General features: G+C 55.4%; 19 protein-coding genes. 8 read left to right on the forward strand and 11 right to left on the reverse strand.

Going from position 1 to position 25058, the window contains the following annotated elements; genetic code table 11:
* Positions 1-22 precede the first annotated feature (22 nt).
* Both ACP4QI_RS10595 and ACP4QI_RS10600 read left to right on the forward strand, forming a co-directional pair.
* Positions 23-1276, forward strand: coding sequence for an MFS transporter (locus ACP4QI_RS10595; RefSeq protein ID WP_426494680.1), 1254 nt, complete (start codon positions 23-25; stop codon positions 1274-1276).
* Between the two features lie 110 nt (positions 1277-1386).
* On the forward strand, positions 1387-1704 hold the full coding sequence (locus ACP4QI_RS10600) for a YebG family protein (protein ID WP_142489437.1): 318 nt from the start codon (positions 1387-1389) through the stop codon (positions 1702-1704).
* 89 nt (positions 1705-1793) lie between these two features.
* On the opposite strand, the gene ACP4QI_RS10605 is transcribed toward ACP4QI_RS10600, so the two are convergent.
* The 3 genes from ACP4QI_RS10605 to ACP4QI_RS10615 all read right to left on the reverse strand — a co-directional run bounded on the left by ACP4QI_RS10605 (position 1794) and on the right by ACP4QI_RS10615 (position 4982).
* Entirely contained in the window at positions 1794-3017 is a 1224-nt protein-coding gene (locus ACP4QI_RS10605; RefSeq protein ID WP_426494679.1) for an MFS transporter, read from the reverse strand.
* Positions 3018-3443: 426 nt separating this feature from the next.
* Positions 3444-4064, reverse strand: a complete 621-nt coding sequence (locus tag ACP4QI_RS10610; protein ID WP_426494678.1) for a histidine phosphatase family protein — start codon at positions 4062-4064, stop codon at positions 3444-3446.
* A 21-nt stretch (positions 4065-4085) separates the two neighbouring features.
* Positions 4086-4982, reverse strand: a complete 897-nt coding sequence (locus ACP4QI_RS10615; protein ID WP_426494677.1) for a LysR family transcriptional regulator — start codon at positions 4980-4982, stop codon at positions 4086-4088.
* 150 nt (positions 4983-5132) lie between these two features.
* On the opposite strand from ACP4QI_RS10615, the gene ACP4QI_RS10620 reads away from it, so the two are divergent.
* Positions 5133-6110: an NAD(P)H-dependent flavin oxidoreductase gene (locus tag ACP4QI_RS10620; RefSeq protein WP_285125663.1), complete on the forward strand. Its 978-nt coding sequence runs from the start codon at positions 5133-5135 to the stop codon at positions 6108-6110.
* Positions 6111-6154: 44 nt separating this feature from the next.
* Here ACP4QI_RS10620 and ACP4QI_RS10625 read toward each other — a convergent pair whose 3' ends face one another.
* Complete coding sequence (locus ACP4QI_RS10625) at positions 6155-7063, reverse strand: LysR family transcriptional regulator (protein WP_285128785.1); 909 nt, start codon at positions 7061-7063, stop codon at positions 6155-6157.
* Between the two features lie 126 nt (positions 7064-7189).
* On the opposite strand from ACP4QI_RS10625, the gene ACP4QI_RS10630 reads away from it, so the two are divergent.
* Both ACP4QI_RS10630 and ACP4QI_RS10635 read left to right on the forward strand, forming a co-directional pair.
* Complete coding sequence (locus tag ACP4QI_RS10630; protein ID WP_285128784.1) at positions 7190-8605, forward strand: MFS transporter; 1416 nt, start codon at positions 7190-7192, stop codon at positions 8603-8605.
* A gap of 91 nt (positions 8606-8696) precedes the next feature.
* A complete protein-coding gene (locus ACP4QI_RS10635) occupies positions 8697-9533 on the forward strand; it encodes an alpha/beta fold hydrolase (protein WP_285128783.1) in 837 nt (278 codons plus the stop codon).
* Positions 9534-9573: 40 nt separating this feature from the next.
* Here the strand turns inward: ACP4QI_RS10635 and ACP4QI_RS10640 are convergent, their stop codons facing one another.
* The 5 genes from ACP4QI_RS10640 to ACP4QI_RS10660 all read right to left on the reverse strand — a co-directional run bounded on the left by ACP4QI_RS10640 (position 9574) and on the right by ACP4QI_RS10660 (position 15622).
* The gene (locus ACP4QI_RS10640) at positions 9574-10755 is read right to left on the reverse strand and encodes an aminotransferase-like domain-containing protein (RefSeq protein ID WP_156263756.1); all 1182 of its coding nucleotides are present in this window, start codon (positions 10753-10755) and stop codon (positions 9574-9576) included.
* A 98-nt stretch (positions 10756-10853) separates the two neighbouring features.
* The gene (locus tag ACP4QI_RS10645) at positions 10854-12848 is read right to left on the reverse strand and encodes a TonB-dependent receptor domain-containing protein (RefSeq protein WP_285129709.1); all 1995 of its coding nucleotides are present in this window, start codon (positions 12846-12848) and stop codon (positions 10854-10856) included.
* A gap of 10 nt (positions 12849-12858) precedes the next feature.
* Entirely contained in the window at positions 12859-13920 is a 1062-nt protein-coding gene (yncE, locus tag ACP4QI_RS10650; RefSeq protein WP_142489446.1) for a 7-bladed beta-propeller protein YncE, read from the reverse strand.
* Positions 13921-14047: 127 nt separating this feature from the next.
* Positions 14048-15367 carry a type II toxin-antitoxin system HipA family toxin gene (locus ACP4QI_RS10655; protein WP_285112187.1) on the reverse strand — a complete coding sequence of 440 codons (1320 nt, stop codon included), beginning with the start codon at positions 15365-15367 and terminating at the stop codon, positions 14048-14050.
* A gap of 3 nt (positions 15368-15370) precedes the next feature.
* On the reverse strand, positions 15371-15622 hold the full coding sequence (locus ACP4QI_RS10660) for a helix-turn-helix domain-containing protein (protein ID WP_142489448.1): 252 nt from the start codon (positions 15620-15622) through the stop codon (positions 15371-15373).
* Between the two features lie 805 nt (positions 15623-16427).
* Between ACP4QI_RS10660 and ACP4QI_RS10665 the strand changes: the two genes are divergently transcribed.
* The 3 genes from ACP4QI_RS10665 to iaaH all read left to right on the forward strand — a co-directional run bounded on the left by ACP4QI_RS10665 (position 16428) and on the right by iaaH (position 22678).
* On the forward strand, positions 16428-20228 hold the full coding sequence (locus ACP4QI_RS10665; protein ID WP_426494676.1) for an NAD(P)-binding protein: 3801 nt from the start codon (positions 16428-16430) through the stop codon (positions 20226-20228).
* A gap of 225 nt (positions 20229-20453) precedes the next feature.
* Entirely contained in the window at positions 20454-21158 is a 705-nt protein-coding gene (locus ACP4QI_RS10670) for a response regulator transcription factor (RefSeq protein ID WP_142489450.1), read from the forward strand.
* An 80-nt stretch (positions 21159-21238) separates the two neighbouring features.
* A complete protein-coding gene (iaaH, locus tag ACP4QI_RS10675) occupies positions 21239-22678 on the forward strand; it encodes an indoleacetamide hydrolase (protein WP_426494675.1) in 1440 nt (479 codons plus the stop codon).
* A 3-nt stretch (positions 22679-22681) separates the two neighbouring features.
* On the opposite strand, the gene ACP4QI_RS10680 is transcribed toward iaaH, so the two are convergent.
* Both ACP4QI_RS10680 and ACP4QI_RS10685 read right to left on the reverse strand, forming a co-directional pair.
* A complete protein-coding gene (locus ACP4QI_RS10680) occupies positions 22682-23665 on the reverse strand; it encodes a cytochrome d ubiquinol oxidase subunit II (protein ID WP_426494674.1) in 984 nt (327 codons plus the stop codon).
* Positions 23658-25043, reverse strand: coding sequence for a cytochrome ubiquinol oxidase subunit I (locus tag ACP4QI_RS10685; RefSeq protein ID WP_426494673.1), 1386 nt, complete (start codon positions 25041-25043; stop codon positions 23658-23660). The genes ACP4QI_RS10680 and ACP4QI_RS10685 overlap by 8 nt, the downstream gene beginning before the upstream one ends.
* Between the last annotated feature and the right edge of the window lie 15 nt (positions 25044-25058).

Consider the following 25058-nt stretch of genomic DNA (forward strand, 5'->3'; position numbering starts at 1 on the left):
AATATAATCATTAGGATGACTTATGACGATTAAACCCGCCGCTGAAGTTAGTGCGGCACCGGGTCTCTTTCAGACGCTTAAAACCTTCCCGGCGACTGTTCATACGCTACTCTTTTTTACCTTCGTTATCCGCTTCAGCTATTTTATGGCATGGCCCTTTATCGCCGTAATCATGACGCAGAATTATCATATGTCGCCGATTGCTATTGGCGTGGCGATGACCAGCAGCGCGCTGTTGTCGGTGGTACTCGGTATGTATGGCGGGCAGATTTCGGACCGGCTGGGACGCCGGATAATTCTTTTGCTGGGCTGTGGTTTTTCCGCCGTGGGTTATATCACGCTGGCGCAGGCTACCGGGATGGGGCTGTTTATTACCGGCCTGATGATCATCGGCGTTTGCTTTGCATGGGTTGATCCTCCTGTGCGTGCACTCATGAGTGATTTGCTGGGCGATCGCCGCCGCCGCGCGCTTGCGCTCCAGATGCGCTACTACCTGATCAACGTCGCGGCAGTGTTTGGCCCGCTGGTGGGGTTAGTCTTTGGTCTGACATCTCAGAAGGGGACGTTTCTGATCACCGGACTGACCTATCTGCCGTTTTTTGTCTACGTGCTGCTGTTTATCCCGGCGGGAAAACTGCTGGGCGAACAGCAGGGCGGTGACGCGCCGGCGGTTAAACTGCACCAGGTAATGGGAATTATCGCCAGGGACAGAATCTACATTGCGGCACTGCTGTGCAGCATATTGTGCAGCATTGTTTTCATCCATTACGAAGCCGTATTACCCCAGTACCTGATGTTACTGGATAGCAATGCGGCGGTTAAGCTGATTACCCTGATACTGGTTACCAATGCCTGTACCGTGCTGGTGTTCCAGAGCTTTATTATGCGGTTTCTGGCGCAGATCGGCCTGCCGGGACGCATTCTTATAGGGGGATTAATTTTCGCTTTGTCGCAGCTCTGCATGTTTGCCACCCGTTCGACGGAAGTTTGGGCCTGGCTGACGGTGACCGCCGTGTTCAGCATGGGGGAGGCGATTCTGATGCCGAACCTGAACATTCTGCTCGATCAGTTGGCACCGGCAGAGCATCGCGGTGCCTATCTGGGGGCCTCGACCTTGACGACGCTAGGGATCGCTGCCGGGCCGTTGATCGGTGGCGTGATGTTGGCCATGACCGGAGCGGGGGTATTTATCTGCACCGCATTACTGAGTCTGCTGTTGTGCGCGATTATTTATGCCTGCCGGGTCAGAATGTTGGCACGCTTGCAGGATTCATAATAACCGTGCGGCCGGGAGTCGCACCATGCCGTCATACGTGAGCACATTTTGGCTGCAACACTCATCCGAAACTGCTATACTGTATATAATTACAGTATAGGGGGCATATGATGGCTGTTGAAACAAAATTTGTTGTCGTAAGAAAAGGTGAAGAGAAAATGACATTTGCCAGTAAGAAAGAGGCTGACGCTCACGACAAACTGCTGGACATGGCAGAAGCGTTCACCGACTGGCTGTTGCAAAGCGAAATGCAGATGGATGAAACGCAGGCTGAGAATCTTGGGCTGTTTCTTGCCGAGCAGAAAGAGGCCGTGCAGCATATTCTGCGTACCAGCAAGGTTCCTGATCTTAATGCCGCAACTGCAACAGATAAAGCAGAGTCAGATGCAGATGGCAGTAAAAAAATCAGAGCAGTTAAGGCTGCCTGATCGCCATAACAGGTCATCACCGATCCTGTCGCCGTAAGCGGGAAGCTGCTTACGGCTTTTTATTGTTCAGTGTCGCTGGCAATTCCTGTCTAACGTGAGGCGTGTCCACGTCGGCTGTATAGCCATACGAAGATCAACGTCAGTAATGGGATGCCATGAAAAATAATAATGACCAACGAGGGGGCTAGCCAGATATAAAAGGGGGCGACTATCAGCATTCCAACACCGAAACCTGTCATCTGTAACAGAGTCATCAAACTAAAAACAGGTAGCCGTAAAGATTCAACTTCACTTTGAATTCGTAAAATCAGACTCACATCCGCAAGTCCATCTCCAATACCCGCAAAGAAAATAAAAAATAATGCCAGAGAAACGGTATTTTGCTGGAAAGTTAAAATAAATCCCAGGGACATTAAGGCCACACCATAAAAAAATAGACGCTCAGCTGGTATCCCTCGCTTAAGCAGAAAATAATTCGACGATCTTGCACCTGCAAATTTCCCACCGGCCCAGACCGCCAGCAGAAGACCCATGGTTTTGCCTGGCGATGCCGACGTCAGAAGCTCTGAAATGACTGGAAAGCCGACGTTATGGGCAGCACTACCGAGAGTATCAGCCATTGTTATCAGCAACATTCCAGCCATCAGCGGTGCCGCCCGTAGCCCCTTAACAAGATCACGCCACTCTTTACGCTGATTTTTTATCTCGGCTCCCGCCGGGATAATCAGAAAGCGTAAAGGCAGAATACATAAACCGGCCAGGAGATAAGTGACAATATTGGTGACGAATACCAGCTCATAACCGTTTGTAGCCAGCAATATACCTGACACCATACTGCCCGTCACAGCACCTGTCGCAGAGGCCGACGTCAACCAGGCATTCGTTGCAACCCGGCGGGAATCATCCACCCAAGAGGGCAATTGGCTGTTTAACCCAATTGCGAACATGGAATTACCTATACCAATTCCCAGAGCGATAAAAGGTAAAAGATAAAGTTGTACGGAAGAAGGGAAAATTAACAATAATGCCAGCAGCGCAGCGCGAAGAATATCCAGTATTACCAGGGGCAAGCGCCCGGTAAAGCGTCTGAAGTAAGGGACGCCAAACAGGCTTGCTAAGATTCCCCCGGTGACGCGACAGGCCAGAAAAATACTTACTTGCGTCACGCTTTGGCTTAGCAAGTAAACATAGGTGGATAACGCCACCATGTTTAGAAATGCGCCGAAGTCAGAGATAAAACGGGCGGAAATGATCAACCAGCTATTTCTGGCAGACCGGTTAATCATTGCGCCATCCTGATGTGCATCAGTCATTTGGAGGTTTTCCGTATTTATAAGAGAAGGCCACATCCAGAAATCAAAGTATTCAACGTAGCTTCACGCTGCCTGCAAAAGCAATCTTTTTCCTTTGGTGATGAAAGAGTGGCGCCAGAACGCGATGTCTTTCACGATAGTCTTGTGGCTTAGATGAGTTCAGGCCGATGACCGTCATTCACCGTTAAAAATCCGCGGCATGTGTCGTTATCAGAATCCCACAAGGATGAGGTCTAGCCCGAACTAAACCTGATAATTGTGCTGTTACTACATTAATGCGCATAATGTATATTATGTTAAATGCAATATATAGACCTACACCATCCTGTTCCTTATCCTTATGCAGATAACCCAATACGCGTGCACCACAACCTTCTCTTTCCTATCCAGCCATTTATCACAGAGGAGTTTTCATTCTCGTGTTGTTCACCAACGAAGTTGAAGCAAGTGTGTGGCAATTCCCCATCTGACATCAGTACATTTCCCGTTTATCAGATCGAACACGGAGTAACTCGCGTTGGGTTGTGCATATTGTGGGAAATAATCGATTACCCCATCTTTAAGAATCGCCAGAACGCCCTGACTGACATGCCCGTGTGTCACAATACAAATTGTTTGATGCTGTGACGTTGATTCCAGGTGATGTAAAAAATGCATAACCCGCTGAGAAGCCTGCGCGAGAGATTCACCACCTGGTGTGCAATACGCTGCATCAAGTTCGAATAATGCACGGGCATCGTTTGGATAGTTTTGGATGAGCAGCTCTGATGACACTCCTTCAAACTGACCAAAGGCTTGTTCTTTAAGAGCTGGTTCTGCTGTCAATGGGCAGCGAAAGTCCTTAGCCAGGCTCTGGCCCATTTGCCATGCACGGCCAAGCGGAGATGCGTAAACACCTTCGATACGGTAATCACTTGCTGCAAGCGCGGCCAGTAAGGCCGATGTTTCATGCAATCCCCGACGGGTCAACGCACTATCACTGTGCCCCTGAATAATTCCCCGCACATTCCACTCTGTTTCCGCGTGCCGCACCAGTATCACTTTCATTCAGTCCACCCTGCCCCAATTTTAGGTATACGCCTTCAAAACCGTCTCCAGCCACTGCGTAAAGACCCGCACTTTCGGGGAAATATGCCGGTGCGGATAAAGCACGGACAACTGTCGCGCCGGAACCGGATGACCAGGCAACACTTCTACCAGACGTCCGTCATTGATGTACGGGCGTAAAAAGAAATCCATGCCCTGCAATAACCCAAGCCCGGCCAGACCCGCCGCAATATAGACTTCTGAATTATCCAGCACCAATTTGCCTGCCAGATTAAGTTCCTCAATGCCAGACGGCGACTGAAACACCCACGGCATAATTTGTCGGCTGTTAATGTTAAACCAGTTCACGCCCTGGTGATTCTGCAGATCGTCCAGCGTTTCAGGCACGCCATACTCCGCAAGGTATGCCGGGCTGGCACAGGTGACCAGTTTAATCTTACCCAGCGAGCGAGCCACATAGTCACCGTCTTCCAGCGGACCGACACGGACGATGCAGTCCAGGCCGTCACGCAGCATATCTTTACGCCTGTCGGAGCTGCTGAGCACCACTTCAATTCCGGGATAATGGCGATAGAAATCCGGCAACCTGGGTACAACCAGCATTGCGGCAATCGATACGGGCATATCCACACGCAGCTGCCCGCATAATGAACGGCCCGCGACAAAAGAGCCTAATAAAGCATCGGTTTGTTCCAGCAAGGGCTTACTGCTGCGGTAAAACTCTTCCCCTTCGGGTGTCAGCGTGATTCGCCGGGTTGTACGGTGCAGCAAACGCACCCCCGTGTGCTGCTCCAGCTGTTTGATCGCTCTGGTCACTGCGGGCCGGTGAATTTGCAGGTTTTCTGACGTCTGGGAAAAACTGCCCGACTCGACGATCTCAATAAAGATCCGCATCAGTTCGTACACGTTGATTTGCATAGCACGCCTTCATCCCGAAATAGATAACGCGTCCATTGTTACTGATTTTGTAAAAGTGATGAAGGATATTCGCTATTTTTCAGAACAAAAGCGGCGAGTAGACTCAGGCTATACCGGTCTAAGAACCGTCTTAGTTAAAGGAAATGTCTCATGCAAAATCAGAGTGTTAGTTATATTCTGGGTATCGAAAAAAATGTCATTCAGGGGCCTCTGTCATGGCTCACCGATGCCCGTCTGGTGGCGGCGGTCAGTAACGCCGGAGGTCTCGGAGTACTCGGACCCAATGCCGGATTAACGGCCGAAACAGCGGTCTCAACGCCGGAAGCGACAGCCGAGAAAATGCGCGAAGAGATCCGCAAAACCAAAATGCTCACCGAGAAACCTTTTGGCGTCAATCTGATCCCGACGGCAGAAAATGACATCTGGACACCGTCCATCCTCAACGTCATCAAAGAGGAAGCTGTGCATGCAGTGGTTTACACCGGCTACGGCGAAGGTTCCATTATCCCTGCCCTGTTTGATGAGCTGAAAACCGCAGGGATCAAAATCATCTTCCGGGATATCAACCCTTCTCCGGAAAACACCCGACTCGCGGAAGCCGCCGGGGCCGATATTATTGTGGCGACGGGGTTTGATGAAGGCGGCACCTTGCCCGGCGTCACATTGGGCACTTTCTCCATTGTGCCGCTGATCGCCGACGCGGTGAAAAATGTCCCGGTTATGGCTGCGGGCGGGATAACCGACAACCGAACCGCCAGAGCCGCACATGCCCTGGGCGCACAGGGTGTGTTTGCCGGCTCGGTATTTATCAGCACGCTTGAAAGCCGCGTACCGCAATCAGTAAAAGACAAAATTATCGCTGCGAACGGGCTGGATATGCGCCTGTTCCGCACCCTTCCCGATTACTACCGTTCGTTGCCGGGTAAGCTCGCCGATAAACTGGTTGCGTTGGATAAAGCGGGTGCCAGTAAGGAAGAGCTGGCGAAGGTGATGGGCGGATTACGCGGTCTGCGCCTGGGAATGCTTGAAGGCAATACTGACGAGGGCTATATCTCTCTCGGCACAGGCATCGGCAGCATTCGCCGCGTGAAAAGCGTTGCCGAGGTCGTCGCAGAACTGCACGTATAAAGGATAGCGCTCCGGATTGCCTGGTTGCCATTCGGAGCGCAGTTTCACCCACCCGCCGTCTGACACACCGCTTTAATCTTCTCTCTCAGCCAGCGATGGCCGGGATCCTTTTCCATTCTGGGATGCCACATCTGCGAAACCGTTATGGTCCGGGTTTTAAATGGCAGTTCAAAAACGTGCAACTGTTCTGTCATCTGCTGATTAATTAAATAGAGCGCCGGCACCATGGCGATAAGATCGGATGCCAGCGCCACGGATAACGCCGTCGGAAAGCCAGGCACCACGCTTGCCACCTTACGTTTCATGCCTGACTCAGCCAGCGCATCATCAACAAACCCGTGTAACGATCCGTCTGGCGCGGCCACCACATGGCCCCAGGCGACATATTCATTGATGCCGATTTCCGGTAAGGACGCCAGCGGATGCGCCTTACGGACCGCACCCACAAATCTGTCCTGGAAAAGCCGCTGAAGGCGAATTTCAGGGCCCATGTTGCTCTGTACGCCAATCTCCAGGTCGACCAGGCCCTCACGCAGATAGCGCGACGTTTTTTCAGGCTTCGGCGCAAAGCGGATACATACGTCAGGAGCGGCCTCAGCTACGGCGGCAATTAGCGCCGGGCCGAACGCGACAACAAATCCATCGTTGGCTCTGATGGTGAAAAGCCGCGCCAGATTTTCCACCTTGAGCGTCTCCAGTGAGGGTTGCAGCACCGCCCTCGCCTCATGCACCGCGTTCCGGGCGCGGTCCCGGGATGCTTCAGCCCAGGGCGTCAGCACCATGTTGCGTCCGGCCCGCACCAGGATCGGATCGCCCGTTACCTCCCGTAGCCTGCTGAGCGTTCGGCTCATGGCTGATGTACTCAGGTTTAAGCGTCGCGCTGCCCCTGCAACGCTGGCCTCTGCCAGCAGGATGTCCAGCGCGACAAGCAAGTTAAAATCAGGGTCAGACATGATTAACCTCAAGGCGAAATCAGATAAGGCGTTCGGTGCAATGATTCAGTGTGGACGATGCGCCTTCCGCACTCTATGCCACATGATTATAGTTTCTTCATCAAAACACCATCCCCAGGAGTCAGGATGAATACATTATTTTCAAACCAACCCGGTGACGAAGGGCTACCAGGCCAGGAACGCGCCAGGGTTATGATCGCAGTGATGATCACCACGCTTATGGGGGTATTCGATGGCACCATGATCAACATTGCCCTGCCCTCCATGGCGCAAGCGATGCGGGTGCCCGCCAATATTGCTGTCTGGTTCGCCAACGGCTATCTGCTTTCGGCTGCCATGACGTTACTGATCTTCGCCTCACTCGCGGCCCGATACGGAACGCGCCCCATTTTTCTGGGAGGACTGGCTACGTTTACGCTGACATCCCTGGGCTGCGCGCTGGCAAAAACGCCGGAGATGCTGATCGGAATGCGTATTTTGCAGGGGATCGGCGGCGCGGCCACATTGAGTATTGCCCCGGCGATCCTGCGATCCGTTTTCCCGGGACGACTGCTCGGGCGCGTTCTGGGACTGCATGCCCTGTTGATTGCTTCCAGTACGGCTATTGCTCCCGTACTGGGCGGCACAATTCTGGACACTTTCAGCTGGCAATGGCTGTTTGCCATTAACCTGATTCCGGGAACGCTCGCACTGGTGCTGGCTGGCAAGGCATTACCCGGAAAACCAACCTCAGGCAACGCTGCGTTCGACACACTCGGGGCGGTGCTGTCGGCGACGCTGTTAGGTTCAACCATCATGGCGGCGAATAGCCTTTCCAGCCATCACGAGACCGTCAGCTGGGGGCTCCTCGCCATCATCAGCATTATGATGTTTATCTGGCATATCCGCCGTGTTAAGGCCCCCTTACTGCCGCCTGCCATTTTTAAAAATGGGCGTTTTACCCTGGCAGCCTTAACCTCGCTGGCCTCTTTTATCAGCCAGGGCATTACTTTTATTGCGTTGCCTTTCCTTTTTCAGAGCGTGTATGGCTATAGCCCTGTCGTGTCCGCCCTGCTGTTTATTCCCTGGCCGATTGGCATTGTACTGATTGCGCCCCATGCGGGCCGTTGGGCCGATACCCTTTCTGCGCCGCTGATCTCTACCATTGGACTGGCTATTTTTGTTGTGGGATTGATCCTGCTGGCGATGCTGCCCGCCACGCCTGCGGTATGGGATATCTGCCTGCGCAGCCTGGTGTGCGGCATCGGATTTGGCTGCTTCCAGAGTCCCAACAACCGGGAGATGCTGTCTAATGTTTCTCGTGAGTACGCCAGCTATGGCTCCGGGATCTTGTCTATCGCGCGGACGTTTGGGCAATGCCTGGGCGCCGCCGTGGTGGGTATCCTGCTTTCCGTCATGTCGACTGAATCCGGCCAGACGTTCAATGAACAGGCCGTTCATATTGCCCTGTGGGTCGCCGTCGCAGCCTCTGTCGCGTCGGTGCTGTTTAGCCTGAGCCGGCTGCGCAAAACGGTTACGTTCTCTTTTGGAGGCAGCCGTTAATTATCTCAACTAGACTTCTAAGCGGCTGTACATCGTCACCTATTGACTCACTCATCTCACTCAGGTTCTTTCACTCCCCGAGAGGTTCACCATGTCATTTGTCACCACAAAAGATAATGTCAGTATCTTCTATAAAGACTGGGGTCCCAAAGATGCACAACCTATATTCTTCCATCACGGCTGGCCATTAAGCGCGGATGACTGGGATAACCAGTTACTGTTCTTTTTAGCGGAAGGTTTCCGTGTCATTGCCTCGGACCGTCGTGGTCACGGCCGCTCCGATCAGGTCAGCGACGGCCATGATATGGACCACTACGCCGCCGATGTCTCCGCCATCGTTGAACATCTGGATCTGCACAATGTGGTGCATGTCGGTCACTCTACCGGCGGCGGACAGGTAGCGCGATACGTGGCGCAATACGGACAACCGCAGGATCGCGTGGCGAAAGCCGTGTTGATCAGCGCCGTACCGCCATTGATGGTGAAAACGCCGGACAATCCGGGCGGGACGCCGATTGAAGTGTTCGATGGGTTCCGCCAGGCGCTGGCAGCAAACCGGGCGCAGTTCTATCTCGACGTGGCAACGGGACCGTTCTACGGCTTTAACCGTGACGGGGCTGAAATTTCGCAGGGCACCATCCAGAACTGGTGGCGACAAGGGATGATTGGCAGCGCGAAGGCGCACTATGAAGGCATTAAGGCGTTTTCAGAAACGGACCAGACCGCCGATCTGAAAGCGATCACCCTGCCGGTGCTTATTTTGCAGGGCGATGACGATCAGGTTGTGCCTTACAAAAACGCCAGCCTGCTCCAGGATGAACTTCTCAGCAACAGCACCCTGAAAGTCTATCCGGGGTATCCTCACGGGATGCACACCACGCACCCTGATACCATCAACAAAGACTTACTGGAATTTATTCGCAGCTGATAACTAAAAACGGGTGGCTTTTGCCACCCGTTCCGGGAACTTACAGCGAGGCTTTTAACCGCGCCACCGCTTCTTTCAGGTTCTCATCCGTGACGCTGACGTACGACATGCGCAGCGTGGCATGATCCGGCTCGTTGCAGTAGAAGAACTCCCCAGGCACATAGACTACGCCGTTGCTGAGCGTCTTTTGCAACCACGCCGTGGTATTCATCTCGTATTTAAATTTGGCCCACAGGAACATGCCGCCCATCGGTTTATGGAAGGTCAGATGTTCGCTCAGTTCGTTTTCCACGTGCTGGCACAGGATCTGGCACTTGTGTTTATAGGCTTCGCGGATCAGGTCGATTTGCCCGGCCAGGCGGCCGCTCTCCAGGTAGTGATACGTCAGCGACTGCGATAACGAGCTGGTGTGCAGATCGGTCGCCTGCTTGAGGATCACCACCTGACGCTTTATCCAGTCCGGCAGTACTAACCAGCCAACCCTTGCGCCCGGCGCGAGGATTTTGGAAAAGGTGGAGGTATAAATCACGTTATCGCCACAGCCCATTTCTGCCGCCCAGGCCTTGAGTGGCGTGAAGGTTTGGTCGGTGAAGTTGATTTCGCCATAGGGATCGTCCTCGATGATGACGAAATCGTAGCGCTGGGATAAGGCCACTAACTGCTTGCGGCGCTGCTCTGCCAGGGTAACGCCGCCCGGGTTGCCGAACGTCGGTACGATATAGACGGCTTTCACCGGCGTGGTCTTAACCAGGGCTTCCAGCTCATCGATGATCATCCCGTCGCCGTCGGTACCCACCGACATCAGGTTAGCCTCCGCTAACTGCAGAACCTGCAGCGCAGCGAGATAGGTCGGACGTTCGACGACCACGATGTCGCCCGGGTTAATCAGCGCTCGCGCCAGAATATCCAGCGACTGCTGGGAGCCGGAGGTCACCACCACGTCATCCACGCCGCAGGTAATCCCCCTGCCGCTCAGCAGCTGACAGATGGCCCCGCGCAGCTCCGGGCTGCCCTCGCTCAGACCGTACTGAAACGCCTCTTTCCAGGTGCTGGAAAGCACCTTCTCCATAGCCAGCTCCAGCCCTTCGCGATCGAAAAGATCCGGGTTGGGAATGCCCCCGCCGAGTGAAATCACCCCTTCCATCTTGCTGTGTTTTAATAATTCTCTGATCGCGGATGACTGGAGGTTTTGTACTTTGTGGGCAATTTTGTTCTGCGACATCTTTATTATCCTGGTTTGTTGTATCCCAGTTTAAGTATCACAAGTAGAACGTTTTAACCAGCCGAAGAGACCGGAGCCCGCAGGCCCCGGCAGAGATATCAGAACTCGATACGGGCGCCAAAGTTATAGCGGCGACCTTCCAGCATTGAAGACTGGTTGTAAGAGGTGCGGTAGATCGGGTTGGCATCGAACAGGTTATAGATGCCGGTCATCAGCGTCACGTTCTTGTTCAGATGATAACGCGCGCCCAGGTCGACCAGGGCATAGGCTTCCGTTTCGCTGGATTTGCCAATGTCCGGCGACGTGCTGCGCCAGCTGGCTTTGGTCCACAGCTCCAGGTCATTTACCGCGTTCCAGGTCAGGGAGACGTTGGCCATGCTTTCCGGGAAATCGCTCAGCGCATACCCTTTATACTCCCCGCTCTGCTGTTCGCTGTGGGTGTACGTATAGTTGGCGTTGGCTCTCAGGGAGGACGTGACCTGCCAGTCGCCGTTCAGCTCCAGACCGTAGATCTCCGCATCGCTGACGTTGGCGTACTGGAAGACGGTATCCGCGACATACCCGTTGTAGGTACACTTCTGCGTGTCCGACGCGGTACAAATGAGATGGTCGCTGATTTTGTCCTTAAATTTGGTGTAGAAGAGGGTTGCATCCAGCGCCAGCGCGTCCTGCTGCCAGTAGATGCCCAGCTCGGTGTTGACGCTCTCTTCCGGCTTCAGATCGTCATTACCGATGCCGATTTCCGAATACGGATAAGCGCCGTACACGCTGGTGAAGCCCTGGTTATTCTGGCGCAGATCCGGCTTCTTATAGCCAGCAGAGACACCGCCCTTCAGCGCCCAGTTTTCATCGATGGTCCAGTTGCCGTAGAGCTTAGGCGTGACGTGGTAACCAAAATAGCTGTCATGATCCAGACGCGCCGAGGTGGTCAGGGTGAAGTCCGGCACGATCATCCAGGCGTCTTCGGCAAACACTGCCCAGCCGTCGCGCGTAATTTCGCTGACCGGCGTGACGCCCGGCGCTTCCTTGTCCTTAATGCCGAACTCATCATCCAGCTCGTTGCGCGTAAAGTTCACCCCCAGGGTCAGCTTGTGATCGCCCAGGGTAAAGGTGTTGGCGCTGTTGGCTTCGTAGTTCTTCTGGGTAATAAACTGCGATGACATTCCCGGAACGCGGTACTCGGTTTTGGCTTTTTCGTAGCTGACGAAGTTCTTTACTTCCAGGATGTCGCCATACCAGGCATGTTGCGACAGCGATGCCGCATCGCGGTCGAAGCCCCAGTACCACTGCTTGTCGTTATGGGTTTTCTCCTGGTTGCCTTTAGTGGCATTCAGATCCCAGAGCTGGGTATCGGTCGGCGACATGGAGATCGTCGCATCCAGATTCCCGGACTGATGCTTCACAAAACGCTCATCGTTGATGCTGTCATCGTCGCGGCGATCGAGATAGTCCGCGGCCAGGCTCACCCCAAGCTTGCCCGGGATCACCGGTCCCATCACAAAGGCATTCGTCTGGTTGGTATTGCCGTACTCGCTCTTCTCCTGCAGGAAGTAGTTATCCTCCAGAACCCCGGTCCACTTCTCCAGGTTATAGGCCTTCTTAGTGATCACGTTGACCACGCCGCCGATGGAGTCAGAGCCATACAGGGAGGACATTGGCCCGCGGATCACCTCGATCCGCTCGATGGCGGCAAGCGGCGGCATAAAGGCCGCTTCGGTGCCGATATGGTGTCCATAAGGGCGGGATTCGCGGGTCGCCTGCTTGATGCCGTTTACCATGTACGAGGTATAGGTGGAGTCCATCCCGCGCATCTGCACATCGCCTGTTGCCAGGCTGCCGTGGCCGTTACCGACCAGCACGCCCGGCATCTCGCGCAGGGCTTCGGTAACGTTCTGATTCGAGCGGGTGTTCAGCTCTTTTTCATTCACCACGGAAATCGTCGCCGGTGCTTCACGGCGTTCCTGGCTAAAACCGGTCGCGGTCACTACCAGTTCATCTTCGTTTACGGCGGTGTTTTCTGCGGCGAAAACGGCTACCGGCAGGTTAACCAGGGCGAGCGAAACCGCCACGGCCATGCGTGTTTGCTTAATCACAACGGGATCCTTAGAACTGGTTTAAATCAATCTTGAGCACGTAGTCAGCTGCACTGGCTTTCTCATCCTGCTTGACGCTGGCATAGAGCGTGCTGGCATCGGCAGAAAGCGCCAGGCTGTTTGGCATCGCCGCGGTTTTAATGGTGTGTTTCAGGCGATTGTTGGTCGCGTCGATCACGCTAATCTGGCGATCGTTGCGATGGGTGACATAAACTTCTTCACGCGCGGGGTTGTAGAGCACGCCGACGGAATTAGGCGTCGGGACACGGTGCAGGAGTTTGCCGGAATCCAGCTGCACAACCAGCACATCTTTGGTGTTGGTATCCGCGATATAGCCCACCCCTTTCGCGGTGTTGAGCGCGATGTTCAGGAAGTAATGTTCCGGGTCGGCAGGATCGACCTTCACGCGGGTGAGCAGCTGCGAGGTTTTACCCTCCAGGGTGATCAGCTCCCCGGAGCCGGAGACGACGTAAACCTTGTCGCCAGCCTCATCCACGGCAAAACCGACGGGCTCCAGTTTTTCGAGGGTCTGGGCAAGAGCCTGCTTCTGCGTATCCACTACCCACAGCAGGCCTTTACCCTTACGACCAATTCCGGAGACATACAGGCGCTGATGTTTTTTATCCAGCACCACTTCACGGACGTGGGCTTTCTTATTCGGATCTGAATCGTCGCTCAGCTGGATCGTTTTGATGATTTTATTGTTACGCGTGTCGAGCAGTGTGACCGACCCTTCCAGGGCATTACCCAGATAGAGAATGTGCTGCTCCTGATCCAGCGCGACGGCAAAGGTGCGGCGTTCGGTAGGGATCTGGTGCTCAATTTTCAGTGTGGGCGCGGCCAGCTGGAAGACCAGCCCGGCGGTTTTGTCTTTATCAAAAGAGGGCGCAGAGGCTGCATAGAGCGCGTTCTGGTCTTTATCATAGGCCAGCTCATACACGCCATGTCCCAGCGGTTGAACGAGGAAATCCTTCTCGGTAAATTCTTTAGCGAAGAGCGAGCCAGAGTGCATAGCCAGTGAAATAGCGAGGGCACACAGCGTTTTGTTCTTTACAGCAGAGGCGTTGTTCATGTCATTTTTCTTTACAGTTGCTTACGTAAAGAAAAATGATAATGAAAATAAATATCATTTACAAATGCAAATATATCTCAATTACCTACCATTTTTAGTACCTAAAGCAGGTGCCCGGCATGCTGTATTACGCGGTTAACTCATTGAATCGCCCTATCCGCGCCGCCTGGCGGGCTAAACCGCGAAAAATAGCCTCGCTCACCGGCAGCGGAAAATCCGTCGGCAATTCTGCCCTGACGGTGGCGATAACGTCGTCGGTAACCGCGGCCATCTCCGTCATCAAACGGCGGGCAGTCTCCTGCGAAAATCCCGCAAAGGCGGCGGTGCTGATAAAGTGTCGCGGTTGGATCATCGCGAAATGGTACTGCCGGTTTTTTCCCTGTAGCGCCATCGCCATCTTCGCCTTTTTGATGGGGATCCCCCCGGCGTCGAACAGCGGAAACGCGGAAATCACGTCATACAGCGGGGCCATGCGAAACGAGGAGTCGGCCTCAATAAACAGGCTAAAATTTTTACCGTGGCCATCGATGGCGGCCAGCATCCAGAAAAGGATCTGCGCCTTAAAGAACATCTCGCGATCCTGCCCCGCCAGGCGAGAACCAAGCAGCAGCTTCATGGCGTCTGCAATCCCGGGGCCACCGTGAGACTCATATTTCAGCGCTGGCGACACGCCCAGCGCCTGGCAAAAGTCCTCCTGCGGCAAGCGCATCAGCCAGCCGCTGCGGGCCCATCGACGATCGAAACGCTCGATAATCAGCACCTTTTTCCGGCCAAACTGCGCCATGTCGGCATGCGCGACCGGGAAACCAAAGGCTTTGGCGATACGCAAACAGAGCCATTCGTTTTCGCAGCTTTCGCTCAGGTCGATATTGTTCTGCTCTATTCTACCTATCGGCAGCTTGAAGATATGGCTGGTTGGGGTGCTGCCCTGGGGCCGTTGCCAGCGATCCTGATACCACAGCAGCGCCGTTTTCTCCTGCGCCCCGGCCAGCGAAATGCGAAAATCGGCGCCCTCCTCTGTCATCCCCAGCGGCGCCATCTGGTAGCCCTCGAGCAGCGCGGCAATCTGATCGTCATCCAGCGGTTCGGCCACGATATCCGTTACCGGGGGGATCTCCTGCCCCGGCGGATAGAGCTGAATGGCGCCGACGCAGTCACGCCCAACGCTGGCGAGCAGATCGAAGGGATGCGTGGTTTCCACCTGAAAACGGGCCTGCATGCGGGCAATAATCGCCTCGGAGTCAGGCAGCAGATTGCTGAAGAAATTGAAGACCGGCGCGCCGCTAATCCTGCCGTGTTGCAGCGGCAGAGAGAGCGAGATCGCTCGCGAACCCGGCTCTGCCAGCCACGCTGGGGCATACTGAAAGGACATCGCCCCGCTGCCATCACGATGCAGCGTGCCTATCACATCGCCATTCATCGCGACAGTCAGACGTTTTGCGCGCATCGCTTACCACTCCTTCGTCCAGGCGTTATTGTCCGGCAGCGTGGCGCCGCGTTTTACCACGTGCAGTTCCAGGTCCAGCGCCGCAAGGATTTTGAACAAGGTGTCCAGCTTGGTGGAGCCCGGTTTGTTCTCGAAATCCGATACGGTGGTTTGTTTAATACCTACCTGTTCAGCCGTCGCCGTTTGGGTTAACTTATTGACCTTACGCTGATCCCGGACGGCCTGCGCCAGTGCGTCTGCCGATGTCACCTTCATGATTATCCCCCATAGCGGATATTTTGATAAAATCCCCTGTAGGGGATAAAATGAGAATAACCCCTCCAGGGGATAAGTGCAAATTATCCCCTGAAAAGGATAAAAACGTTCAAACCACCCCTTTCGAGCTGCAAAGCCTTGTTACCGAGCACGATGCTGAGGTATAAGGTTAAAGAAGGCTATTGTATGTTGTAACTACATATAATATGTATTATCCGGAGTTATTTATTAATTATTAAATGTGCCGTAATTTATATTTACTCCGCGTGAGATCGTTAAAAAAGAAATGTATTAAATATAGGGCGCGTACCGGTTCGTTAATTACAGCCAGCAAACCCTGCATATGCGGGAAACTAACGTAGCGGCCCCGGGGACTTTATGCAGCCTATAAAAAATAATTTCGCTTAACCGAAGCGTTAACTGTAAAAAAAGCACTCCTGTCTCACGATGATTTTAATCATCTTTTCTAATAACGAAGCAGAGCGTCGATGAAAAGACCCTGCTCCTCATCAGTGTTCCCGTCTATCATTTAAAGATAAGACAGCGGTAAAGCTGGTTCGCGCTTATTTCTGCAAGGGATGTTGAAACAAACCTGGTACTTCCGGGTGGTTTATTTTTGACTCTGTTCCGCCTTTAATAAAATACGTGGAGGGGATAAGCATGCATGATTTTGACGTAAATATGAGTGAGGACCTGATTATTCTGCCGTATTGTGATCCGTAAAAAGGGATTATTTATTTCCCCATTTTAATACCATGCCGGTTTGTTTTTTTATTGATAAACACTATCCATCGGGAGCAGTGAGATGCCTATTTTTAGTTCATTCTGGCAGGCGGGGTTTGAAGGTGCTGATTTTGTTACGCGGCAAGGGCATGCCCTTTCAATGGATCACGAAACGGGTCATGACAGCAGACATTACGATGATTACAGGGCACTCCGCCCTTTTCACATCGCCACGGTGAGGGAGAGCGTCGGCTGGCGACTTACCGATACATCAGAGGGTTACGACTTTACCGCCGTCGCGGACAAAATGGCATCGGCAAAGGAGAACGGTATCCAGATCTGCTGGACGATTTGCCATTACGGCTGGCCAGACGATGTCGATTTTTTCTCTGAGGCATTTGTGACGCGTTTCGCCCGGCTGTGCGGCGCGCTGGCCGCCTTTTTGCGCCCCTGGTATCAGGAGCCGCCGGTCTACTCCCCGGTCAACGAGATCTCCTTTACCGCCTGGGGGATTACCGTGGGCCTGTTTCCCGCCGCCCTTGCGGAAGAGATGGAAAGCATGCAGATCAAGCGGCAGCTGGTTCGCGCCACGATAGCCGCCTGCGACGCCATCTGGGCGGCCGATCCCCGGGCCAGAATTCTGCATTGTGACCCTCTGATTCATCTGATTTCTCCCGACGACGACCCCACGACCGAACAGGAAACCGAGGCGTTGCGCACGGCGCAGTACCAGGCGTGGGACATGCTAGCGGGACGGCATGAGCCCGAGCTCGGCGGTAACCCACGCTACCTGGATCTGATCGGGGCCAATTACTACCACGACAACCAGTGGATGATGGGAAACAACCAGCGCCTCGCCTGGCATCTTGGCGACCGGCGACGACGACGATTACACGAAATGTTGCAGGAACTCTATGAACGCTATCACCGCCCTATTCTGCTTGCCGAAACAAGCCATGTCGGCAGTGGGCGTGGAGCCTGGATTAACGATGTCGCCTCTGAGGTTGCTCAGGCACAGCTGGCGGGCGTTGAGCTCTCAGGGATCTGCCTTTACCCCATTATTGACCGCCCCGACTGGGAAAACTGTGCTGTCTGGCATCACTGCGGTTTGTGGGACATTACGCCCGATAAAGAGCGACATCTTAATACCCTTTACGCACGCGCGCTTGAGCAAACCCAGCTCCGGCTGAAACGTTTTCAACAGCCATCAGGCGCCTTTACCTGCACCGGCACAGAGGTATCAGATATGAAAAAAATATATGTTTTTAGTCACCTGCGCTGGGACTTTGTCTTTCAGCGTCCACAGCATCTGATGACACGTCTTGCCCAGCACTATCACATTGTCTTTATTGAGGAGCCGCTCTATTCAGCGGAGAAACCGGAGCTGAAGCTCTCCCGGCCCGCCCCAAACGTCACCGTGGTTCAGCCGCATACCCCGTCAACGGCGGCCGGGTTCCACGACGAGCAAATTGCCTTTCTGGAAACGCTCCTGACGGAGCTACGGGAGCCGGACGAAACCCCGGTGGTCTGGTTCTATACGCCGATGGCGCTTCCGCTGTTGAAGATCTTTACTCCGGCGGTCGTGGTCTATGACTGCATGGATGAACTTGCCGCCTTTGAGAAAGCCCCTCGCCAGCTGTTGCAACGTGAGTCAGCTCTGCTGAGCCGGGCGGATATTGTCTTTACCGGTGGCCCCAGCCTGTATGAAGCGAGGAAAGGCCGCCACCCGAATATTCACTGTTTTGCCAGCAGCGTCGATGCGGTGCATTTCGAACAGGCGCTGGATCGGGCGAATCATCACCCGCTGCAGGACGAGATCCCCCATCCACGGCTCGGGTATTACGGCGTTATTGATGAACGTATGGATTTATCTTTGATTGCGGCTCTCGCGGATTCACATCCGGAGTGGCAGATCGTGATGGTCGGCCCGGTGGTGAAGATCGATCCCGCTACCCTGCCCAGACGCAGCAACATTCATTATCCCGGCATGCAGCCTTATCAGGCCCTGCCACAGTTCCTTGCCGGCTGGGATGTGTGCCTGATGCCGTTCGCGCTGAATGAATCCACGCGGTTCATTAGCCCGACAAAAGTGCTCGAGTACATGGCCGCGCAGCTGCCGGTGGTCAGTACCGCCATTGCCGATGTTGAAAAACCCTATAGCCACGTTGTGGCTGTTGCCCACGACCAGGCAGCCTTTATTGCCGCCTGCGAACAGGCGCTGGCGCTGCCGGAAGAGACCCGAAAAGCGCAGCAGCAGACGATGCAGCGTATTGTCGCCAGCACCTCCTGGGATAAAACCGTGCAGAGCATGCACGCGTTGATTGAGAACGCATTTTTACGCTATCTGGATGCCTCGGCTGCGACGGTCAGCGCAGCGGATAGCAGCTCCGACGAATCCGCTTCCGAGCCGGTTTTACGGCTGATCCCACAGAAGGCGGCCCGCACAGAAGCACAGAAATGTTTAATCCTCGGGGCCGGGCCAACCGGGCTGAGCGCGGCCTATCACTATGGCGAAGGGGCAACGTTGCTTGAGCGCAATGCCACGGTCGGCGGGCTCTGTCGCTCCATTCAGGACAAAGGTTTTACCTTCGATTATGCGGGCCACATTATGTTTTCCGCTGACGAAGAGGTGCTGGCGCTGTACAAAACGTTACTGGGGGACAATATCCACTGGCAGATCCGTGAAGCCTGGGTCTATACCGACGGCGTTTATACCCGCTACCCCTTCCAGGGCTCCCTTTACGGGTTGCCCGCCACGGTGGTTAAAGAGTGCATTCTGGGTGCCATCGAGGCGCGATACGGAACGGGTTCGGGTGTGCAAAGCATGACGACCTGCGCCGAGAAAACCGGCCAGGGGAAACAGCACCACGACTGCTGCGCCGATGGCGCGGTGCCGGACTACATCAGCGCCGACCCAGCGGAGAAAACGCCACGAAAAGGCAGCTTTGAAGCCTTTATCTATGAGACATGGGGCAAGGGGATCGCCCGGCATTTTGCTATCCCCTATAATAAAAAGCTATGGACGGTGCCGCTGTCGGAAATGGAGACATCCTGGCTGGGTGGCCGCGTTCCCCTGCCCGACCTGGAACAAATTATCGACGGCGCCCTGAACGAGACCTCAAAGCCGATGGGGCCCAATGCGCGCTTTGGTTATCCGCTGCAGGGCGGTTTCCAGGCGCTGATGAACGGTTTTCTGCCGCACATTAAAGGCCGGATAGAGACCGGGGCCGAGGTCAGTAAAATCTATGCCAATCAGCACATCGTTGCGCTGTCAGACGGACGGCAGTATCGCTATGAACATATGATCAGCACTCTGGTACTGCCGGAGCTGATTCGCCTGATGGGCGACGAAGTGCCGCCTGACGTACGCAAAGCAGCGAAAGGCCTGCGCCACGTCTCCGTTCGCTGCGTCAACCTGGGGGTTGGCCGTGACAATCTGACCGACAAACACTGGATTTACTTTGCCGGTAAGACAATATTTCACCGCATTTTTGTTCAGGGGAACGCTAGCCCCTTCTGCAGCCCGGCGGGCAGCTGCGGCCTGACCTGTGAAATCAGTTACTCACCGGATAAACCGCTGCCGGTTGACGGCCAGGCGCTGATCGACCGCTGCATTAAGGAGTGCATCGAAGCCGGAATTATTTCAGCAGAGGATGAGATTATCACCGCCAACCAAATCGATATCCCCTACGCCTACGTGATCTACGATCAGAGCCGCAAGGAGAACGTGGAGACGATCCGCAAATGGCTGTTGCTGCACGGCATCACCCTGGCCGGACGCTACAGCGAATGGGAATACTACAATTCGGACCATGCGTTTATCGCCGGGAAAGTGGCCGTTGAGAAAGTCCGGGGATCGGCTTACCGGCATTCTGTTTCCTGAGATATAAATCATTAATCTGTTCAGCCGACGCCGTTTGCGCTAACGTATTGTTCGCAAACGGCGCAGAGCGGACTCCCGCATGCTGTAAAGCGAAGATAAACGGGCACGATGTTGACGTGTCTTAGTGTAATAAGTTTATTGTATGTTGTAACTACATATAATTATGGCGCTGTGCCCGACCTGTTCTACACTCACTGACACAAACCCACAGGGAGAACATCAGGAATGGAGATCCCGTTAACCTCCAGTGAGCTTCGTCTGTTCTCGCACATCCTGTGGCAACTCGGTTCGGGCCAGGGCAGCCGCGCCCTGCGTCAGGAGACGCTGGAAAATGTCTGCGCCCTGTTGCAGGCCGATTTTGCGGCATCCTGCATCTGGTCCTCTGCCTCCAGGACCTCGCGCCACGGCGTCAGCTGGAACATTGCTGAAAAAGCAATGCGTGAGCATGCCAGTACCTGGCAATACATCGATCCCATCACCCCGCTTCTGCGCGCAAAACAGCATCCAACCCTGGTGGATGAGGTGATGCCTGCCCGAGAGTTGTTCAAAACGGCCTTTTACCATGAGTTCCTGAAACCCTGCGGCATGCACCACGGCGTTAATGTCTATTTTTTACGTGATGGTGACGACGTGGGCGATCTGCGCATCTGGCGGGCCAAAGACGCCCCGCCGTTCGGGCAGCGCGAAATCGCACTGTTGCAGTTGCTGGAACCCTGGTTTGCCAGAGCCTTACCGAAAAATGAAGAGTCCCCGTCGTTAACCGCCCGGGAGCAGGAGGTGGTCAGCCTGGTCTGCAAAGGTCTGGGCGATAAAGAGGTCGCCCGCCTGCTGAACATCAGCTTCACCACCGTCCGCACCCATCTGAATCACGCCCTGAAAAAGCTCGACTGCGCCAACCGCACGGAGCTGGCCTCGCGGCTCAGGCATTAACGCCTCCTCAATCCTGAGGATGGCGCGCGTAGGGCTGATTTGCCTAAATGTTGCGGATACCCACTGTCCGGAAACAGCCCATGAAAACAATAACACCCGCAAACCCTGCACAACTGGATACCCTCACCGCCGCCGACGCGGCACAGCTCATCAGTGAACGAAAAGTGTCGAGCGAAGCGCTGGTTCGTGCCTGCTTAGCCCGCATCGACGCCCAGGATCACCTCAACGCCTTTATTACGGTGAATGCCGAACAGGCGCTGGCGCAGGCAAAGGCCTGGGATAAACACCTCGCCGACGGCGGTGCCCCCTTGCCGCTGGGCGGTGTTCCCGTCGCGGTGAAAGACAATATTCACGTCGCCGGTTTGCCTAATACGGCTGGGACGCCAGCCCTGAAAAATTTTGTACCCAAAACGACCGCCCCGGTGATCCAACGTCTTATCGATGCGGGCGCCATTATTATTGGCAAATGCAACATGCATGAGCTGGCCTTTGGCGTCACCGGCTATAACGCGGCGTATAACACGCCTGCGATAAAGGGTGTGCGCAACGCCCACGACGTCAGCCGTATTGCGGGCGGGTCTTCGTCGGGCAGCGCGGTGGCCGTTGCCGCAGGGATGGTACCGGTAGCCATCGGCACCGATACCGGGGCGTCGGTGCGCCAGCCCTGCGCCCTGAATGGCTGCGTCGGTTTTCGTCCCACCACCGGGCGCTATTCCCAGGCGGGGATCACCCCCCTCTCCCACACCCGGGATACCGCGGGCCCGATGGCCCGCAACGTGGCGGATATTGCCCTGATCGACAGCCTGATGGCCGGTGGCGAGGTGTTACTCCCTAAACCCGCCCGGACCATTCGTCTCGGAATTGCGCCCTGGTTCTGGCAGGCGTTGGATGAAGAGGTCAGCCAGCAGGCCCACGCCGCACTCGCCAGGCTACACGATGCGGGAGTCACGCTGGTTGCCGTCGAGATGCCCGGGCTTGAAGAGGCCAATGCCGCCGTCTCCTTCCCGGTGGTGATGCATGAAGGTAAGCACGATCTGATTGATTATCTCCAGGCGCATGACACCCGGCTGACCCTGCAGGATATCGTGCAGCACATCGCCAGCCCGGATGTGCGCGCCATCTTTGAGCACGTCATTGTCCCGGGGGTGATCCCGGATAATGACGGCAATCTGGTTCCGCTGACGCCACTATACCAACAGGCAGTTTCGCAGGGGATCGGGCGTCTGATCGCCCTCTATGAACGGACCTTCCACGACCACCAGCTCGACGGGCTGATCTTCCCCACTTCGCCGGTCGTCGCCCCGCTGGCGAATGATGAGGTGAGTTCCGCGGAAAACTTTGCCCGCTTGATCCGCAATGTGGATCCGGGAAGCAATGCCCGCCTGCCGGGGCTGACCCTGCCGGTCGGGTTTGGTGCCACCAGCCGGTTGCCGGTAGGGCTGGAGATAGACGGTATGCCGGGGAGTGATGCGCAAATTCTGGCGATAGGTGCCACGCTGGAGCAGATCCTGGCGCAGTAACGATTAGCGAATTTTCCCGCTAAACAGCCTGAACCCCCAGGTGTTGTACAGCAGCGTCACCGGAGCCAGCAGCGCAAAGCTTATCAGCAGAAAACGCTGGGTCTCCGGTGGCGCGGCCGCCTGATGAAGGGTTATCGACGCCGGGACTATCCACGGATACAGCGTAAACACCAGCGCGCCGAAGCCGCTACTCACCAGCACCAGTATCCCGGCCAACGGCAGAAAATGATACCCGCGCTTAAGGCCGAACCACACCAGTCCCCCGCCCGCCAGCACCGCCCCGGCAAACGGCAGCCAGATCGTGAAATTCTGCAGATGCAGACGCCAGGTCTCCTGTAATTGCATGGTCCAGAACAGTAGCCCGGCCATCAGCAACAGCGCGATCGTCGCCAGCCAGGGGAGCGCCCGCCTCGCCCGATGCAACAGTACTCCGGTTCCCCGCCAGATCAGCCATCCCTCGCCCATCAGGCAATAAAACACTACCAGCGACAGTGCGCAAAAGAGCTGAAATGGGCTAAACCACTCCCAGCCGGTACCGGTAAACTGCTGACCGTCGTTGGGGATCGTCTGGATCAGACTCCCGACAATCACCCCCTGGGCCAGGGTAGCCAGCAGCGACCCCGCCACCAGCAGCGTATCAAACAGACGTGGGGCATAATGCCGAAACTCAATCGCCATTCCACGCACCACCAGTGCCAGCACCAGGATAAAGACCGGCACATACAGGGCGCTCAGAATAATGGCGTACGCAAGGGGAAACAGCCCGAAGAGGCTTCCCGCCGCCAGCACCAGCCAGGTCTCGTTCCCATCCCAGATGGGGAGTAATGAAATAGTGATCTTATACCGGGAGGCCTCGTCGCGCTGAAAGGCGCAGAGTATCCCGGCGCCGAGGTCCGTTCCGTCCAGCAGAACGTAGATCCACAGGCTTACCACCAGCGATGCCGCTGACAGGATTTGTAACAGCGGTAATCCCATCAACTCATGCATCGGTTTCTCCTTTCCCGGTCCGCCGGGCAACATCGGGCTCAGCCCCTTCTTCGTCCTCCGTGGGCGGCCTGGCAAGCAGACGCAGCAAAAACCACAACCCCAGCCCGAACAGCGCCAGGTAAATCGTGACGATCAGAATTAATGAGCCGAGAACGAAATGCGGAGCCACGGGCGAAATACTCTCTGAGGTACGAACCAGACCGTAGACCGTCCAGGGTTGCCGCCCGGCTTCGGTCACCATCCACCCCGCCAGCATGGCAAAAAAACCGGCGGGTGCCATGACCACCATCAGACGCTGGAGCCGCCGCGCCTGCCATAATCGCCCGCGCAGACGCGCAACGAGTCCGGCGATAGCGGTAAACACCATTAGCAGACCCAGTCCCACCATGATGCGAAAGGCCCAGAACACCAGCGGCACCCAGGGCAGTTCATCAGGAGGATACTGATTAAGACTGTGGATCGTCCCTTGCAGGTTATGCCGCAGGTAAAGGGAGCCGATATCAGGAATGGCCAGCTCATAATGATTGCGACGCTCTGCCATATCCGGCAGCGCAAAGAGCCGCATCGGCTCGCCATGTCCGGGCGGAGGGGGATCCCAGCTACCTTCCATGGCGGCCAGCTTCACCGGCTGACGATCCCGGGTATTCTCTCCATGCAGGTCCCCCAACACCACCTGCAGCGGCGCCATTATCAGCAGGGTCCACATCGCGATAGAAAACATATGCCGGGCCGCCGGATGCCGGGCATCGCGCAGCAGATGCCATGCGCCACAGGCCCCGATCAGACAGGCGGTACCGAGAATGGCGGCCACAACCATATGCGCCATCCGCCACGGGAAGGAGGGATTGATAATCACCGCCCACCAGTCAACGGGCCGGAAGCGACCATCGGCACCAATCAGATACCCGTCCGGGGTTTGCATCCAGGAGTTAGCGGCGAGGATCCAGAAAGCGCTAAACACCGAACCGAGCGCCACAATGCAGGTCGCCATAAAGTGGATCCACGGCCGCACCTTATTCATCCCGAACAGCATCACCCCCATGAAGCCCGCTTCCAGAAAGAAGGCCACCAGCACTTCCATATAGAGCATCGGCCCCAGCACCGCGCCGGTACGACTCGCCAGCCCGCTCCAGTTGGTACCGAACGAGAACTCCATCACGACCCCGGTCACGATCCCTACCGCCACGTTCAGGGCGAACACCTTACTCCAGTAGCGCCAGAGACCGAACCAGACGGGCTGCTTACGCCACAGCCAGAGCCCCTCCAGCACCATCAAGAGCTGCGCCAGCCCGAGGGTAAACGCCGCCAGCACAATATGAAAGCTGATGGTAAAGGCGAACTGACTGCGCGCCAGCAGAAGTGTGGTCTCCGGACTCAATGTCGCCCCACAAGG

The sequence above is a fragment of the Leclercia sp. TB492 genome, from assembly GCF_049974505.2.
Taxonomy (GTDB): Bacteria; Pseudomonadota; Gammaproteobacteria; order Enterobacterales; family Enterobacteriaceae; genus Enterobacter; species Enterobacter adecarboxylatus_C.

Bases quoted from the DNA above. Each gene is read 5' to 3' on its own strand.
- ACP4QI_RS10635 (WP_285128783.1), top strand. From the start codon at position 8,697: ATGTCATTTGTCACCACAAAAGATAATGTCAGTATCTTCTATAAAGAC.
- ACP4QI_RS10630 (WP_285128784.1), top strand. From the start codon at position 7,190: ATGAATACATTATTTTCAAACCAACCCGGTGACGAAGGGCTACCAGGC.
- ACP4QI_RS10625 (WP_285128785.1), bottom strand. From the start codon at position 7,063: ATGTCTGACCCTGATTTTAACTTGCTTGTCGCGCTGGACATCCTGCTG.
- ACP4QI_RS10640 (WP_156263756.1), bottom strand. From the start codon at position 10,755: ATGTCGCAGAACAAAATTGCCCACAAAGTACAAAACCTCCAGTCATCC.
- ACP4QI_RS10610 (WP_426494678.1), bottom strand. From the start codon at position 4,064: ATGAAAGTGATACTGGTGCGGCACGCGGAAACAGAGTGGAATGTGCGG.
- iaaH (WP_426494675.1), top strand. From the start codon at position 21,239: ATGAAAACAATAACACCCGCAAACCCTGCACAACTGGATACCCTCACC.
- ACP4QI_RS10605 (WP_426494679.1), bottom strand. From the start codon at position 3,017: ATGACTGATGCACATCAGGATGGCGCAATGATTAACCGGTCTGCCAGA.
- ACP4QI_RS10620 (WP_285125663.1), top strand. From the start codon at position 5,133: ATGCAAAATCAGAGTGTTAGTTATATTCTGGGTATCGAAAAAAATGTC.
- ACP4QI_RS10595 (WP_426494680.1), top strand. From the start codon at position 23: ATGACGATTAAACCCGCCGCTGAAGTTAGTGCGGCACCGGGTCTCTTT.
- yncE (WP_142489446.1), bottom strand. From the start codon at position 13,920: ATGAACAACGCCTCTGCTGTAAAGAACAAAACGCTGTGTGCCCTCGCT.
- ACP4QI_RS10660 (WP_142489448.1), bottom strand. From the start codon at position 15,622: ATGAAGGTGACATCGGCAGACGCACTGGCGCAGGCCGTCCGGGATCAG.
- ACP4QI_RS10670 (WP_142489450.1), top strand. From the start codon at position 20,454: ATGGAGATCCCGTTAACCTCCAGTGAGCTTCGTCTGTTCTCGCACATC.
- ACP4QI_RS10655 (WP_285112187.1), bottom strand. From the start codon at position 15,367: ATGCGCGCAAAACGTCTGACTGTCGCGATGAATGGCGATGTGATAGGC.
- ACP4QI_RS10615 (WP_426494677.1), bottom strand. From the start codon at position 4,982: ATGCAAATCAACGTGTACGAACTGATGCGGATCTTTATTGAGATCGTC.
- ACP4QI_RS10665 (WP_426494676.1), top strand. From the start codon at position 16,428: ATGCCTATTTTTAGTTCATTCTGGCAGGCGGGGTTTGAAGGTGCTGAT.
- ACP4QI_RS10600 (WP_142489437.1), top strand. From the start codon at position 1,387: ATGGCTGTTGAAACAAAATTTGTTGTCGTAAGAAAAGGTGAAGAGAAA.
- ACP4QI_RS10680 (WP_426494674.1), bottom strand. From the start codon at position 23,665: ATGCATGAGTTGATGGGATTACCGCTGTTACAAATCCTGTCAGCGGCA.